The organism is Paenibacillus taichungensis (assembly GCF_047302525.1).
Taxonomy (GTDB): Bacteria; Bacillota; Bacilli; order Paenibacillales; family Paenibacillaceae; genus Paenibacillus; species Paenibacillus taichungensis_B.
In genome coordinates, this window is record NZ_CP168020.1 from 204,270 (window position 1) to 218,849 (window position 14,580).

The following is a 14,580-nucleotide window of genomic DNA, read 5'->3' on the forward strand; positions in this document are numbered from 1 at the left end:
TATGGAATAGTTTGCCAAAATAAAAACAATCATGCTACGATATTCGTGAGCACCACCTTTAATTTGATAAGAGAAGGAGATGTGGATCATAACTACCCATAAGATTTCCCATGACACCATGGCAACTGAAATTATCTCGCATTATTCCATAGAAAAACCTTCGGTTTCCTTTATCCGACATAATGAAAATCTAACGTATCAGGTGGTTGATAAATCAACCGGACAGAAGTACCTATTGCGTATACATAAAGCCGCTTTTGCAAGCATGACGGGGATCCAGCATACACGACCTGCACTTGAAGCGGAGATGAATCTACTTCATGAATTACGGGCTACCAGCCCATTGCGAGTGCAGACACCTGTGCGAAATACATCGGATGAGTGGGTCACCGTCTGGTTGAACCAAACTGGAGAAGAGATCTGTTGTACCGTTCTGGAATGGATTGAGGGCAGGGATATCAAGCAGGGAGAACGTCTGACAACAGCGCAGATTCATGATATGGGTGTACAGTTGCAGACGTTGCATCAATATGGACGAAGACCAAAGGAAGCTCCCAAGCCGCAGGTGGGTTCACAGAAGCCTGAAAGCGGACAGCAGGTGAATGACCGTGAACAGCATGCTGAAAGGGCGATCAACTCAGAGATGTATACCGTTAGCGATCGCCCTGCCTTAAAGCAAACGGGAGTAAGACCAGCCTATGGCTCGATCAAAGAGAATCTGGTCATGTTGGAGCAATTGGAGGAAGGCGTTAGACGTGGCATCTTTACTCCTGAAGATTTCGATCTAATTCGCGAGACGTTTGAGAACATTAACAGGCAACTCGAAACGTATCCGCATAATGCTGAGACATGGGGAGTGATTCACGGCGATATTACCCGCGGTAATCTGTTAGTTACGGATCAGGGCATATCTATGATTGATTTTTGTTTATACGGTTATGGCTACTATCTCTTTGATGCCGGAGGTGCAGCTCTTATTTTCAATCGGGAGGAACGGGATGTCTTCCTATCGGGTTATACGGAGCAGATGGGACCACTGACGAAGCGTGATATTCGGTTAATGGAAGGATTCATGCTGATTTTTACGTTCGGCTATTTCGCATTCCAGATGGAGAATGAATCCAGGTACGAATGGATGAAAGAGCGAATGCCTCTTATATGCAGCAAATTTTGCAAACCATATCTACAGAATGAGAGTATTTTCTATGAGTTATAATTTGTGATTTCTAGTGGGTGGGTAGCGCTATGAAGAACATTCGTGCAAAGAGAGTTGCATCGAAGGGGCAGTCTGGTGGCTGGAAGCATGCCGGATTGCTGCTTAGCGGAGTGGGCATATCCAATCTGGGTGATTTCATATATATTGTGGCGATTAACCTGATGGTATTGAATATGACACAGTCCCCAGCGGCAGTCGCAGGGTTATGGATTATCTCGCCGATTGCTTCGGTATGCACTAAGTTTTGGTCAGGCAGCCTGATTGATCGTTATGATCAGCGGCAGTTGATGATTGGTGCCGATATGCTAAGGGCAGTGTTGGTAGCAACTCTCCCACTGATGTCCAGTCTATGGATGATGTACGCAGTGATGTTTCTGATCAGCATGTCCTCATCCATATTTGCCCCTTCCTCTCAGGTATACATTACCCGGCTGGTACCTGCTGAACGGCGCAAGCGCTTCAATTCCTTACAAGCCCTGATCAGCTCAGGGGCATTCATTACCGGCCCGGCAGTTGCAGGAGTGATGCTGATTTATTTATCTCCGGAGGCAGCCATTTATGCCAATGCGGCTTCTTTTGCTGCTTCTGCGTTGATTCTAGTGTTTCTTCCCAAACTTGGCATTGGAGAACAGAATATAGGGACGGGAAGCAGATTGACACCTCGGATGATTGCCCAGGATTGGAGAGCTGTGCTGACCTTCAGCCGGAAGTCGGGCTACGTGGTCGGTATATATACCCTATTCCAGATTATTCTGGTAGTCGGCATGTCGCTGGATGCTCAGGAAGTGGTGTTTATCCGTCAGGTGATGAACCTGCCTGAATCGCAGTACGGGGCATTAATGAGTATCACCGGAATCGGTTATTTGGCAGGCTCCATGCTGGTTTGGGTGTTCGCCAAACGTTTACCGATCCGTCACATGATGGGTGGCGGTGTACTTCTGGTTGCGCTGGGTTATTTCCTGTTCGCCCGTTCATTCTCGTTTGAGCTGGCGGCGGTTGCCTTTATTCTGCTCGGACTGTGCTCGGCACTGGCGAATACGGGCCTGGTTACCTTTTATCAAAATAATATCCCTGTCGATCTGATGGGGCGAATGAGCAGTGTACTTGGACTGGTGTTAAGTGTGCTGCAGGTGGCCTCCATTTTGATTGCAGGGGTAGTGGCAGAGCAGTTGTCACTTCGTATGGTATATACAGTTGTATCTGGGGTTATGCTGCTGGCTGCGTTGGGATTGTGGGTGACGAGCATGCTTCCTTCCCGAAGCAGGTATTACGATGAACCGGCGAAGCCTAAGGCGATGGTGGGGTGACAAGCAGAAACACAACAATTCTAGTACAGAATAATGGTTGCCTGAATACCCGAACCGTTCTGTGGAACATAACATAGATAGTATTAAACACAGATATTGGCTAATAGAAAATGAACAATGTATACGCTTTCGAGATGAAACGCATTAACACATTCATGTGATGAAAGTTTACAATTCGTTAGTTTAACTTGTGTATAAAATGGAAAAAATCAAATATTTACAAAGAAATCGTTAAGTTTGTTGACACTGATCTTCCGGTCGATTAATCTTAATGAGAAAGTATTAAAAACTTCAATTATCGTTCTGGTACAAGATCGGAATGGTTCCATACAGCGAATGATAGCGAGCGGGAGAGACCTGGGCATGCCGAGTAAAATGGCAGCTGTCAGGCACCGAAGGAGCAAGCTGCTACGCACCCGGCGCAGCGGTTAATCTCTCAGGTAAATGTACCATCGTTGGACGCAACTCTGGAGAGTGCGCGATATGCGCCACCCAAGGGGTATATGGTCAAGCAGCACGGTGTGCGGGGTGACATCACCCGTGAATACAGGGAATGCATCAATCCGCCGCGCTTCTTATCATGAAACTCTCAGGTATCGAGGACAGAGAGAGGGCCTAGGGCCTTCTTCTGTCCTTTTTTGATGTCATCATTCAGTAATAAAGGAACATTATGGGTGTGCGTCTGGATGAAAATGACGATTATAAATGGAGGGTTTGCGATGCGTTTTAAAGACGTTTTTTCAATTATTGGTCCGTCAATGACAGGTCCATCAAGTTCACATACGGCTGGAGCGGCAAGACTGGGGCGAATTGCCCGTCAGTGGCTGGGATGCACGCCTGAACGCGCCCGATTAACTCTGTATGGCTCGTTCGCCGATACGTATCAGGGGCATGGTACGGATCTTGCGTTGATCGGCGGCCTGCTTGATTATGTAACTGATGATCCACGTATACCGGATGCAGAACAATACGCAGAGGAAGCGGGTATGGAGGTAGAGTTTTTTACAAGTGGCCTGCCTGCTCCTCATCCGAATACGGTCAAGATTGAACTGTGGCACGGAGACCGCCAATGTTCACTAATCGGTGCATCCATCGGCGGTGGTAGTGTATCGGTGCATGCATTGAATGATTTTCGTGTACAGATCAGCGGAGAGTTTCCCACACTTGTACTGCGCCATTCGGACAAAGCAGGGGTGCTCGCTTCGGTAACCTCCACAATCAGTTCGTCCGGAGTGAACATCGGGTACATGCAAGTGGATCGGAAAGCCCGGGATGGTGAAGCATTGACAGCGATGGAGATGGATGGTGTGCCGAATCCTGAGATGCTGAACCGTCTGCGGTCACTGGATCATATGCTGGACATTCGCGTGATTGATTTGAAGAGAGGGGTCGAGCCTGATGCGGTTTAAACATCTACATGAACTGAATACCATCTGTACAGCAGAATCCAAAACCATTGCCGAGCTGATGATCGAAGAACAGGTTCAGGAGACCAATATCCCGGAAGCGGATGTTGTACGGCAGATGTCGGATTACTATCAGGTGATGAAGGAAGCTGTACACAAAGGGCTGACAGAAGATACGACCTCACGTAGCGGCTTGACTGGCGGAGACGGCAAAAAAATGGCTGAGTACATTCGTAAAGGCGAGACTTGCTCTGGAGATGCCTCTGCACTAGCTATGGCGTATGCTCTATGTGTATCGGAAGTGAATGCCTCCATGGGCCGGATCGTAGCGACACCGACAGCCGGATCTTGCGGCATCATTCCGGGTGTGTTTATCAGCTCCCAGGAGCGTTTTGGATGGAGTGACGAGCACCTGGTGAACGGTCTGTTCTGTGCGGGAGCGATCGGTTATGTCATTGCCAACAATTCATTTATCTCCGGTGCCGAGGGCGGCTGTCAGGCTGAAGTGGGTTCTGCCATCGGCATGGCCGCTGGAGCTATGGTGGAGCTGCGTGGAGGAACGCCGGAGCAAGTGGTTCATGCGGTTGGTCTCGCGTTAAAAAACACATTGGGCCTTATCTGCGATCCTGTCGCAGGCCTCGTGGAAATCCCTTGCATCGTGCGTAACGGACTGGGTGCCGTAACCGCGTTGGCTGCGGCCGACATGGCGCTGGCTGGGGTACGAAGCGCCATTCCGTCTGACGAAGTCATTGATGTCATGTTGGAAGTGGGCAGTGCGATGCCGAGCAGGCACCGTGAAACAGCCCAAGGTGGGCTTGCCCAAACACCGACAGGACGGAAAATGATGGAGAAGCTTGCCAAACCGAAGGCGAAACGTGCAGAACCTGAGGCTGAAGTTGAGTCTCCTGCTGAAAATGAACCAGAAGCCAAGGCATAACATCCGTAAACGAATATGAACTGAATTTAACTCGTGGAGTCTGGATCATTAACGGTAATGATCTGCGCCCCTCATGATATGAAAGCTGATATGAATTCTTCCTGGTGAAGAAGTGTATCGGCTTTTTTTGTTGTTCCATCAAAGAAAAAATAAAAAGGTATTGACGTTTATATATCGATTAGATATATTATGTATTGTCATATAACAGTGCGATATATAAGACCGAGAATAAGTTATACAACTTAAGGAGATGGATATCATGAAAAGTGTTTTTCAAACGAGTCTTCTGTTTTTGAAAAATGGAGCTACAGTGGTCGGGTTAATTACAGCCGTACTGTTCCAGGTTTTTTTTAATACCATCTGGCTTAGTGGGTATGATCAGGTGAATGCACGGATGAATCAGCTTGCTGTGACCATCGTAAATGAAGATGGGGCTGTGGCTGAGCCAGTGGCAAAGTCTCTTGCAACGGGTTTGAATTTCGTGATCAAACCATCTGAATCAATGGAAGAAGCCAGACAGATGTTAACGGACCGGGATGTATATATGATTATCGAGATTCCATCCGGTTTCATGCAGCAGGCGGGAGATTTGTCGAGCCCGGTGGCAGTGAAGTATGTAATGAATGAATCCAACGTGGCTACCGTAAAAAGTGTGATGCAGACCGTATCCGCACAAGTTACAGCGACGTTGAACCGTGAAGTACAGCAAAACAGCATTCGTGGAGTATTGGATCAATCAGGTATGGCTGCCGATCAGGCGAATGCGCTGGCAGTGGGGTTATCTTCCCGTGTGGAGGCAGAGGTGGAACGGCTGAATCCAGTTCATAACTTTGCCTTTTCCATGGTACCGATGTTGATTGTGACCGCTACCTTTACAGGTGCAATGCTGCTTGGCATGAATCTGCAAAAGGTTTCTGGTGAACTAAGTAACAAGGCAGGGAAATGGGAACGCTTTTGGGCACGCAATATCATCAATGTTGGTGCTGCATTAATCGTATCGCTTGTTGGAGCGGGGATGATGCATGTTATGGGAGTATCATCAGCAGATGGATGGTGGATGTTATGGCTATTTCAGTTGTTGATTACTCTATCTTTTCTATTCGTGGCGCAATTGAGCTTGTTGCTGCTTGGAAATGCTGGAGCATGGTTAAACAGTGCATTGTTGCCTCTGCTGATGTTGTCATCGGGCGCAACCATTCCGCGCGATGTCATGCCTGACTTCTATCAACAGATCGGTCATTATCTGCCAGCAACCTACGCGGTGGAAGGCATGATGAATCTGGTGCTTGGCGGCGATGGGATTAGTCATGATGTTCTGCTTCTGGTGGTAATTGGAGCGGCGACGTTGCTTCTGGGAGCTGTGTGCACGTGGGTCAAACGTTCAGGTCCTGCACAATCCGGCATACCTTTGGAGTCCAAGTCTGCTGCGACACCTGTCGCTCTGACTGGAAACCTGCCTTCACCTGATCGTGGATAACATGGATAACGATAAGCCCCCTTTTGCCGGATAAGCCGATCCGTGGACGTCTGATGATGTTGAACGTATAAGGGAGGATGTGATACGTTAAGAGCAATTGGAAAGGAGCGGTACACCGATGAACACGCAGCATGTCATCCTCGGAATACTGCACAATCAGCCATGTTCCGGATATGAGATCAAGCAGTACTTTGAACAATATTTTTCATTTTTCTTCGATGCCAGCTTTGGCACCATTTATCCCACACTTGCGAAGATGGAAAAGTCAGGGTTATTGACCAAAGAATCCGTTAGACAAGAAGGGAAACCTGACAAAAATGTGTATACCTTAACCCCGGAAGGGTCTGCGGAGTTCAATACCTATTTGATGAGTCCCCTGGAAGCAGAGGTGTTCCGTTCTGATTTCCTGATGCGTCTGTATTTCGGAGAGCTGGCGGATGAAGATACTGTCGCAGGGTGGGTCCAGTCGGAGCTGAATCGTAAAGAATTGCTGTATGCCGAGCTGCAGCGCCAGATGAAGCAATTCGGCGAACAGATCTCACCTGCACAGCGTTTATGTATGCAAGTGGGGCTTGTGCAATATGAAGCTACCATCCGATTGCTCAAGGAACAGCTGACCGCGCCACAGTAGCTTTCTATAAGTATCCGTGTCACTAAATCAATTGAAGATCAATTGAAGATACATCCATAACGCAGAAAAGCGCTCTACAGATCAATAACAGATCTGTGAGCGCTTATTCGGCGTTGCTTTCAATGCGTTGGAATTGCAAGGATACAACAATATTAAGATGCTACGCGATATCTGTACTTAGTACAGCATATCCATATGCGGGCAGCTCAACGGCCAGGATTCCCTCTTCCTTGGCTGTACGATAATTCTCCCCAAATAACTCCGTCCACTCCCCGGCACCTGCTTCCAACTCGACGATAGCTGTTTCTTCCGAACGATTAAAGAGGACCAGAATACGCTCCTCCTCATCCTGTCGTTCCATCACAAGCTGGCTTCCGCCTTCACGGGCCTGCAGGAATCGAATGCTGCCTTCTGCACGCAGGGCAGGATGGGCATGGCGCAGTGCTATCAGCTTCTGATAAAAGGTGAACAGCTCGCGATCCTGCTTCGTCTCATCCCACTCCATACATTTCCGACAACCGGGATCATGATCGCCGTCCAGCCCAATCTCGTCCCCGTAATAGATACACGGGGTACCCATATAAGTGAATTGGAACAGCGCGGCCAGTTTCATCTTCCGCTGGTCGCCCTCACATAAGGTGAGCAGCCGTGGTGTATCGTGGCTGTCCAGCAGATTAAATGCCACTTCGCTGGCTTGCAGCGGATAGCGGGACAGCTGTCGACCGATCGAGTTCGCGAACTGTGCGGCGTGCATGACATCTTTTACAAAAAAGCGATTTACGGCTTCCGTAAATGGATAGTTCATCGAGGCATCGAACTGATCGCCTTGCAGCCAGGAGGAGGACTCATTCCATACCTCACCCAAGATATAGGCATCCGGATTCGCAGCCTTGACCACTCGGCGGAAGTCGCGCCAGAATGCATTATCCACTTCATCCGCGACATCCAGCCGCCAGCCGTCGGTGCCGACTTCCTTAATCCAGTATTCCGCCACCTCCAGCAAATACGCCTTCACCTCAGGATTTTCCGTGTTCAGCTTCGGCATATGGGCTTCGAATCCAAAGGTTTCATACGTAGGAATGCCATCCTTCACGTCCAGCGGGAATTCATGTACATGGAACCAGTCCTTGTATTTGGACTTCTCCCCGTTCTTCTGCACATCGACAAATGGAGCAAACGTCTTCCCGGAATGATTGAACACCGCATCGAGTAGTACCCGGATTCCGCGTGCATGGCACAGTTCAACAAGCCGTTTGACCGTATCTGCATCACCAAAATGCCGATCTACTCGTAGATAATCTTCGGTATCGTATTTGTGATTGGTCGTTGCCTCGAAGATGGGTGTGAAATAAATGGCGTTAATGCCCAACTCTTCAAAGTAATCCAGATGGTCGATGACGCCCTGGAGATCACCGCCGAAGAAGTTAAACGGGGTCGGCTCACCACCCCAGGGTTCCACTTTCTCTGGATCGAGGTCCGGGTTGCCATTTGCGAATCGTTCAGGGAAGATCTGATAGAAGATCGCATCCTTCACCCACGCAGGCGGTGTAAATACAGCTCCGGGGTGGATATACGGAAACTGGAACATGTGACCAGGATCGTCGGGTTCATGCGTTTGGAAATCCGTTTCGGTCATCCAGATCTGTTCTGTGCCACTTTTCAGCAGGAAGGAGTATTTAAGACGGTGATACGGAGGCTTTACTTGCCCCTCATAATAATCGAACATGGAATCGGATGTATATTTGGTTAAAGGAACCAGCTCTTTGGTGCGATCCCAGGCGTATTTGTCCCCAGTCAGGGCATGTACCTCGGTTAGATCATTCTTTTTGGCACGCAGACGCAGACGAATGGTATCCTTATCGTAGGCATAGGCCCAGTTCCGTTTCGGTTGATGATAGATGGCTTCCAGCAGCATGTTGAATTTCCTCCCGTCGTATACACACGTAGTATGTGAGCAAGTAGCCGCATTCGATGCAAATCAATCTCGGGATGAATGCCACATGCTTATGTTGTTGAATCAACCTCTCAATCCCTGCATGAATTATGCGAAGCGGATGATTAAGGTATAATTTAAAATAAAAGGATATCAATGGTCGTGTGATCATCATTCGTACATTTTATATAAACAAGATACTTCATTATGTTTCAAATATATAATTAACCCAAAGGGTACAGAAAGGAAACGAATACGCGCATGAAAACGAAACTGTTATACATTGAAGACGATACGGAAATTGCCACATGGGTTAGGGCCGACTTGGAGGAGCGTGGATATGAGGTGGTATGGCTCGGAAGTGGTGAAGGTGCGGCTGAAGCTGCCGGGGGCTGCTCGTTGGTTATTCTGGATGTCATGCTGCCGGGACTGGATGGATTTACGGTAGGACAGCGACTCAAAAAGGAATATCCTGAAGTGCCTATTGTCATGCTCTCAGCCAGAACGTCCATTGACGACAAGCTACATGGGCTTGATTTTGCCGATGATTATGTAACCAAGCCATTCCATCCCGATGAACTCGCCGCACGGATTGAAGTCCAGCTTCGGAAGGCGGGAACAGCAATCTCGGCCGATACCGTGGTGAAACTGGATCACTTGTCCATCTACGAGAAGGATCACCGAATCGTGAATGAGGAGACGGGGGAAGAAATTATTTTATCAGGCAAACAGTTTCATATCTTTGCCTACTTGCTCAGGCATATGGGCATGATTCGAACCAAGGAACAGATCTACGAAGCCGTTTGGAACGAACCTTATCTGGACGGGGACAAGACATTAATGGTACATATCCGGCATCTGCGCGAGAAGCTGGAGCGTGATCCGGCGAATCCGACCATCATTCAAACCGTTCGCGGTGTCGGGTATCGTGTGAAGAAGCCATGAGCAAAAAAGCGACGATGCGCGATCCATCCGATAGGGATAGAGGAGTGAAACGTAGCCTTCCAGGCAAACGGAAAATGCGTTTTGGACGGACCTTGATGTCCCAATATATTCTCCTGATCTTGGCAGCGGTTTTGTTTGTGCCGGTCGTTCTCCCCATTACATCCATCATCTATGTGGTGGTGGTGAACAATACAAATAAAGACAATACGGCACCTTATGGCGATAGCACGAAAATCAGCAACCTGTGGACCCGGGAATCCGAGAAGCTGGATGGGGCGACCTCTGAAAAAATCAATCAGCGTATGGCACAGCTGCACCGCAAATATCCCAAATCTTCGATGTACCGCGTAGACCAGAATGGTGAAACGGCATTTATTCTCGCTGGGGAGGACGTTGATGTATTGGAATCCACCGTGGATGGAACAACAATGACGACATTGAGGTGGACGTTGGATCATCCGAATACAGAGACCCGGATTCCTTCGATATGGAATGCAAACACCACCCTGGAATTTATGAAGGAAGCCTCCTATCGTGATCCGCTAACGGTTGTTTCTTTTGTGGGTGGAGATAGCGAAGACAAGGGACAAGGCTTTATGGTGATTGAGGTTCCAAGGTATCTTTTGCAAAAGCCGCAGAACAACTGGCCTATGGAACTTTTGTATTTGGGTGGATTGATGATGATCATCTTCCTGTTATTTATTATCATGTCGATCCTGTTCTTTGCGCGAATTCGCAAGCGGCTCATCCGTCTCCAGACGGCGATGATCGCTACGGGCAAGGAAGGCATTCCACTTCCTGTGGAGATTCGCAGATCGGACGAGATTGGACATCTGGAGGAATCGTTCAACGAAATGGTGCATCAGTTGACAGACAGCCGTCACCGGGAGCGGGAGGAAGAGCAGCTTCGCAAACGTCTTGTCGCGGGATTGTCGCATGATCTGCGTACACCGCTGACTGTCATTCGTGGACATATGCATTCCCTTCACAAAGAACCACTAAGCACGGCTGCGGATACTTCATTGCGTCGTATGGAAGCCAAGATGGATGATTTGAGTGGATTGATCGATAACATGTTATCGTACAACCTGCTCACCAGCGGAAAATATACATTGAAGCTGGAACAGAAGGACGTCCTGCGAATCGTCAGAGAAACGGCAGCGGCCTGGTATCCCGTTTGGGAGAAAGAGCAGTTTGAGATTGATATCGATCTGCCGGAAGAGCCGTTGATCTGGCAGGTGGATGAGCAGGGATTACGTCGTGTTCTCGATAACCTGTTTCAGAATGTCATCCGTCATGCAGCGAGTGGAAAATATATTGGCATATCGACAGAACAGATCCATGGGGAGAAGGCTCTTGTTATTCAGGATAGGGGCCCAGGATTCCAGGAAGATTCGGATACCAAGGGAACAGGTCTGGGGTTATCCATCGTGGATCTGCTGATTCGTGAGATGGGGCTGCGGAAGAGGGTAGACAGCTCTGAGAACGGATTGCGGGTCTGCCTCTATAGCGGCGGGGGAGCTGGGAAGCCAAGGCCCTAACCTTTTTTTAAACTAAACTTAAACTTCAGCCGACTTCAGCTTTAACCTTGGAAGGTTACGATGATATCCGAGGTGATTAAACAGTGACTGATAACATTATTCAAACCGCTAACTTATGGAAAACATACCGCGACCGTGCGGCGGTCCGTGAACTTGATCTGCATATTAAAAAGGGAGACATTTATGGCTTCCTTGGTCCCAACGGGGCTGGCAAAACAACAACCATTCGTATGCTTCTTGGCTTAATCAAGCCAACCAAAGGTGTCATCCGTATATTCGATAAGGATATTCGCAAGGATCGCATGGACATTCTGCGACGTGTAGGTTCGTTGGTTGAATATCCGTCTTATTACGGACATCTGAACGCGGTGGAGAATCTGGAAACCTTGCGCCGAATATTGGGTGTGCCAAAATCGAGAATTGCCGAAGTGCTCTCCATCGTGGATCTGACCCGGGATGCCAAACGTTCCGTAAAAGGTTACTCGCTTGGTATGAAACAGCGTCTGGGGATTGCAAGTGCCTTGTTGGGTCAGCCGGAGCTGCTGATTTTGGACGAGCCGACGAACGGTCTTGATCCAGCGGGTATTCAGGAGATCCGGGAGCTAATTAAACGTATGCCGCTGGAACACGGTATCACCGTGCTGGTGTCCAGCCATTTGCTGAGTGAAGTGGAACAGATGGCGAGCCGGGTTGGCATTATCCGCGAGGGGAAAATGGTCCTTCAGGATACGATCGCCAATCTGCATAGCCAGACGGGTAGCTCCATTCGATTGACCGTTTCCGAGCCGGAAGAGGCGATGAAGCTGGCACGAGAGCAGGGACAATTCGGTCAACGTGAAGGAGCGGCGCTCACATTCCCGTATATGGATAATAGCGCGATTGCATTGCTGGTCCGTCGATTGGTTGAGCAGGACCATGCGGTTTATCGTGTGGAAGAGCACCGTCAATCCCTGGAAGACTTGTTCATGCGGGTCATCGGTGAGGGGGCAACGGTATGACGGGCCGTGCGTTATCGTCCGACTGGCTCAAAATTCGTGGCAAAGGTATCTGGTTTCTCGTTTTTCTGGCACCCATTGGACTGACGGCGATGCAGGCTTTGAACTTCGGACTTCGTTTGGGCTATCTGAAAGAACAGTATGGGAATCATCTGTGGGAGGGTTTGCTGGACAATGTGGTTGTTTTTGTACCACTTGCCTTGATGCTGGGGGCGACGATTCTCAGCTCGATGATCGCAAATGTTGAACATGAACAGGGATCGTGGAAGCAATTGCTGGCGATGCCGATCACGAGACCTGCGGTGTATCTGTCTAAATTCCTGCTCGCTTGTTTGCTGCTCATTATCTCCTGCTTGTTATTAACAGCGGGAACTATTGGTCTGGGACTGCTGCTTGGGTTCGACGCTGGTGAGATTCCCTGGACGCATGCAATCAAGCTGGGTTTACTGCCACTGGCTGGCGCACTTCCGGTGTTATCGCTGGAGCTATGGCTTACGATGGTAAATAAAAATCAGGCTCTTCCCGTCACTCTTGGGATTGTACTCGCAGTAATGGGGATGTTCGCACTCAGTATCTCACCATACTTTCCGCTTGCTTGGGCACAGATGGCTTGGATCAGCCCCAAACCATTCGTATACGCTGGTTTGGGTGTAGGGGCGGGGCTCCTAATCATGTTGCTGGGTATGGTGCACTTTAGCCGGAAGGATGTGGCCTAAGATGAGTTTTGCAACAACCTATTTCCGAATCCTGTCCTCTGAGCGACTCAAAATGGGCAAATCACCTATCTGGCTTCTGATTCTGCTGAGTCCGGTAATCGCACTGCTGATTGGGCTGCTATCCACACCATCAGGTCAATGGAATGTGCTTATGGGTTCAATGGTCTTTCTGCACGGTTTGTTATTACTGCCCATCCTGACCGGCGTATTTACGTCTTTCGTCTGTCGTTTCGAGCATGCGGGGGGAGGCTGGAAGCAAATGCTGGTGCTGCCGCTTACTCGGAACGGCGTATATGCAGGCAAACTGACCATCGTGATTCTGCTTCTGGCAGGCACACAATTACTGTTGTTAGGGTCCATCCTGCTGGCAGGTATGATCCAGGGCATGACGGATCCCATCCCATGGGGATTCCTTGCAGGTAAGCTGCTGTTGGGACTATTCGCTTGTGTGCCGCTCGCTGCTCTCCAAATGTTCGTTTCCTTGGTATGGAGCAGCTTTGCCGCACCGCTGGCATTGAATTTTGCGTTGACCGTACCAAATATTCTGATCGTGAACTCGGCTACATTTGGCCCGTATTATCCTTGGGCGCAACCGATGATTCTAATGACCCCGTTTGAAGGTGGGGGATTCGGAGCTTATAATGTTCCACTTGGGACGATGCTTGCAGTAGTCGGGGGCAGTGCAGTTCTCTTTATTTTAATCGGAGTTTTATATTTTAGAAAAAAAGAAATTTAATCAATCTTTATCAAGGCTGATCAACATTGAATAAAGATCTCGTTCAACCACCATACTCTGAGATTTACGTATGGTGGTCGAGCGGGATTTATTTATTTTCTCACCCAGCCATCATGAATGGTAAGTTCCCGAATTACTTTTGCAGGTGTTCCAGCAACCAATGTATTGTCAGGTACATCTTTGGTGACAGTGCTCCCCGCAGCGACAACTGAATTTTTTCCAATGGTTACTCCCGGGAGGACTAACACTCCGGTACCGATCCAGACATTATCTTGAATGGTGATTTTTTTGGTCATGTTGCTTCCATCATCAAGCGAGTCAATTCGGTGATAGGCGCTATCGAATATACTGGTTCTTGGTCCAATCATGACATTATTACCAATGGTGATCTCGATGTTGGCTGCTATCCCCACACCTGCGTTAATCATGACGTCATCCCCAATGGTCAATCTGGCCCCTTTTACAACCGTTAGTTGCGTCCCCCAGGGTTTGCCTATAATATTGAGTCGTTTTCCCACTCGGAGATCACCAAATTTATTCAGATACACTTTGCCTCTTATTCGAGGCAATAATCCAAAGGAAGATTGAATTTTTCCGAATAAAGTAAGCCCCCGTACTTTGTGATAAGCATACTTAACCCTGATAGGTAGCATGATATCCATCCTCTCCATAATTAGCGACGTCCCGTTGAGAAATCAGAATATGATAGGTCCATTATCACCTGTACAGACACCCACGTC

13 protein-coding genes and 1 riboswitch are annotated in these 14,580 nt (G+C 48.6%); of the genes, 11 read left to right on the forward strand and 2 right to left on the reverse strand.

Annotation, left to right across the window (positions count from 1 at the left end; genetic code table 11):
- Positions 1-79 precede the first annotated feature (79 nt).
- The 6 genes from ACDJ58_RS01125 (at position 80) to ACDJ58_RS01150 (ending at position 6,974) form a co-directional block, all read left to right on the forward strand.
- Positions 80-1,216: a phosphotransferase enzyme family protein gene (locus ACDJ58_RS01125; protein ID WP_413374802.1), complete on the forward strand. Its 1,137-nt coding sequence runs from the start codon at positions 80-82 to the stop codon at positions 1,214-1,216.
- A gap of 29 nt (positions 1,217-1,245) precedes the next feature.
- Positions 1,246-2,523 (forward strand): MFS transporter, encoded by a 1,278-nt coding sequence (locus tag ACDJ58_RS01130; RefSeq protein ID WP_413374804.1) that lies wholly within the window; start codon positions 1,246-1,248, stop codon positions 2,521-2,523.
- Between the two features lie 337 nt (positions 2,524-2,860).
- Positions 2,861-2,984, forward strand: a riboswitch (glycine riboswitch).
- A 258-nt stretch (positions 2,985-3,242) separates the two neighbouring features.
- Entirely contained in the window at positions 3,243-3,932 is a 690-nt protein-coding gene (sdaAB, locus tag ACDJ58_RS01135) for an L-serine ammonia-lyase, iron-sulfur-dependent subunit beta (RefSeq protein ID WP_076290630.1), read from the forward strand.
- Positions 3,922-4,866, forward strand: coding sequence for an L-serine ammonia-lyase, iron-sulfur-dependent, subunit alpha (gene sdaAA / locus ACDJ58_RS01140; RefSeq protein ID WP_413374806.1), 945 nt, complete (start codon positions 3,922-3,924; stop codon positions 4,864-4,866). The genes sdaAB and sdaAA overlap by 11 nt, the downstream gene beginning before the upstream one ends.
- A 259-nt stretch (positions 4,867-5,125) precedes the next feature.
- The gene (locus ACDJ58_RS01145; protein ID WP_413374808.1) at positions 5,126-6,343 is read left to right on the forward strand and encodes a YhgE/Pip domain-containing protein; all 1,218 of its coding nucleotides are present in this window, start codon (positions 5,126-5,128) and stop codon (positions 6,341-6,343) included.
- A gap of 118 nt (positions 6,344-6,461) precedes the next feature.
- Positions 6,462-6,974 carry a helix-turn-helix transcriptional regulator gene (locus ACDJ58_RS01150; RefSeq protein ID WP_413374810.1) on the forward strand — a complete coding sequence of 171 codons (513 nt, stop codon included), beginning with the start codon at positions 6,462-6,464 and terminating at the stop codon, positions 6,972-6,974.
- Positions 6,975-7,134: 160 nt separating this feature from the next.
- On the opposite strand, the gene ACDJ58_RS01155 is transcribed toward ACDJ58_RS01150, so the two are convergent.
- Positions 7,135-8,889: an alpha-glycosidase gene (locus ACDJ58_RS01155; RefSeq protein ID WP_413374812.1), complete on the reverse strand. Its 1,755-nt coding sequence runs from the start codon at positions 8,887-8,889 to the stop codon at positions 7,135-7,137.
- A 279-nt stretch (positions 8,890-9,168) separates the two neighbouring features.
- Between ACDJ58_RS01155 and ACDJ58_RS01160 the strand changes: the two genes are divergently transcribed.
- The 5 genes from ACDJ58_RS01160 to ACDJ58_RS01180 all read left to right on the forward strand — a co-directional run bounded on the left by ACDJ58_RS01160 (position 9,169) and on the right by ACDJ58_RS01180 (position 13,840).
- A complete protein-coding gene (locus tag ACDJ58_RS01160) occupies positions 9,169-9,852 on the forward strand; it encodes a response regulator transcription factor (protein WP_413374814.1) in 684 nt (227 codons plus the stop codon).
- Positions 9,849-11,393: a histidine kinase dimerization/phospho-acceptor domain-containing protein gene (locus ACDJ58_RS01165; protein WP_413374816.1), complete on the forward strand. Its 1,545-nt coding sequence runs from the start codon at positions 9,849-9,851 to the stop codon at positions 11,391-11,393. Before ACDJ58_RS01160 ends, ACDJ58_RS01165 begins: the two co-directional genes overlap by 4 nt.
- An 83-nt stretch (positions 11,394-11,476) precedes the next feature.
- Entirely contained in the window at positions 11,477-12,391 is a 915-nt protein-coding gene (locus tag ACDJ58_RS01170; protein WP_413374818.1) for an ABC transporter ATP-binding protein, read from the forward strand.
- A complete protein-coding gene (locus tag ACDJ58_RS01175) occupies positions 12,388-13,104 on the forward strand; it encodes an ABC transporter permease (protein ID WP_413374820.1) in 717 nt (238 codons plus the stop codon). The genes ACDJ58_RS01170 and ACDJ58_RS01175 overlap by 4 nt, the downstream gene beginning before the upstream one ends.
- Before the next feature lies 1 nt (position 13,105).
- Positions 13,106-13,840 carry an ABC transporter permease gene (locus ACDJ58_RS01180; protein WP_413374822.1) on the forward strand — a complete coding sequence of 245 codons (735 nt, stop codon included), beginning with the start codon at positions 13,106-13,108 and terminating at the stop codon, positions 13,838-13,840.
- A gap of 92 nt (positions 13,841-13,932) precedes the next feature.
- Here the strand turns inward: ACDJ58_RS01180 and ACDJ58_RS01185 are convergent, their stop codons facing one another.
- On the reverse strand, positions 13,933-14,493 hold the full coding sequence (locus ACDJ58_RS01185) for a DapH/DapD/GlmU-related protein (RefSeq protein ID WP_413374824.1): 561 nt from the start codon (positions 14,491-14,493) through the stop codon (positions 13,933-13,935).
- Between the last annotated feature and the right edge of the window lie 87 nt (positions 14,494-14,580).

Coding starts and splice junctions, on each gene's coding strand:
- ACDJ58_RS01125 (WP_413374802.1), top strand. CDS start 80: ATGTGGATCATAACTACCCATAAGATTTCCCATGACACCATGGCAACT.
- ACDJ58_RS01130 (WP_413374804.1), top strand. CDS start 1,246: ATGAAGAACATTCGTGCAAAGAGAGTTGCATCGAAGGGGCAGTCTGGT.
- sdaAB (WP_076290630.1), top strand. CDS start 3,243: ATGCGTTTTAAAGACGTTTTTTCAATTATTGGTCCGTCAATGACAGGT.
- sdaAA (WP_413374806.1), top strand. CDS start 3,922: ATGCGGTTTAAACATCTACATGAACTGAATACCATCTGTACAGCAGAA.
- ACDJ58_RS01145 (WP_413374808.1), top strand. CDS start 5,126: ATGAAAAGTGTTTTTCAAACGAGTCTTCTGTTTTTGAAAAATGGAGCT.
- ACDJ58_RS01150 (WP_413374810.1), top strand. CDS start 6,462: ATGAACACGCAGCATGTCATCCTCGGAATACTGCACAATCAGCCATGT.
- ACDJ58_RS01155 (WP_413374812.1), bottom strand. CDS start 8,889: ATGCTGCTGGAAGCCATCTATCATCAACCGAAACGGAACTGGGCCTAT.
- ACDJ58_RS01160 (WP_413374814.1), top strand. CDS start 9,169: ATGAAAACGAAACTGTTATACATTGAAGACGATACGGAAATTGCCACA.
- ACDJ58_RS01165 (WP_413374816.1), top strand. CDS start 9,849: ATGAGCAAAAAAGCGACGATGCGCGATCCATCCGATAGGGATAGAGGA.
- ACDJ58_RS01175 (WP_413374820.1), top strand. CDS start 12,388: ATGACGGGCCGTGCGTTATCGTCCGACTGGCTCAAAATTCGTGGCAAA.
- ACDJ58_RS01180 (WP_413374822.1), top strand. CDS start 13,106: ATGAGTTTTGCAACAACCTATTTCCGAATCCTGTCCTCTGAGCGACTC.
- ACDJ58_RS01185 (WP_413374824.1), bottom strand. CDS start 14,493: ATGCTACCTATCAGGGTTAAGTATGCTTATCACAAAGTACGGGGGCTT.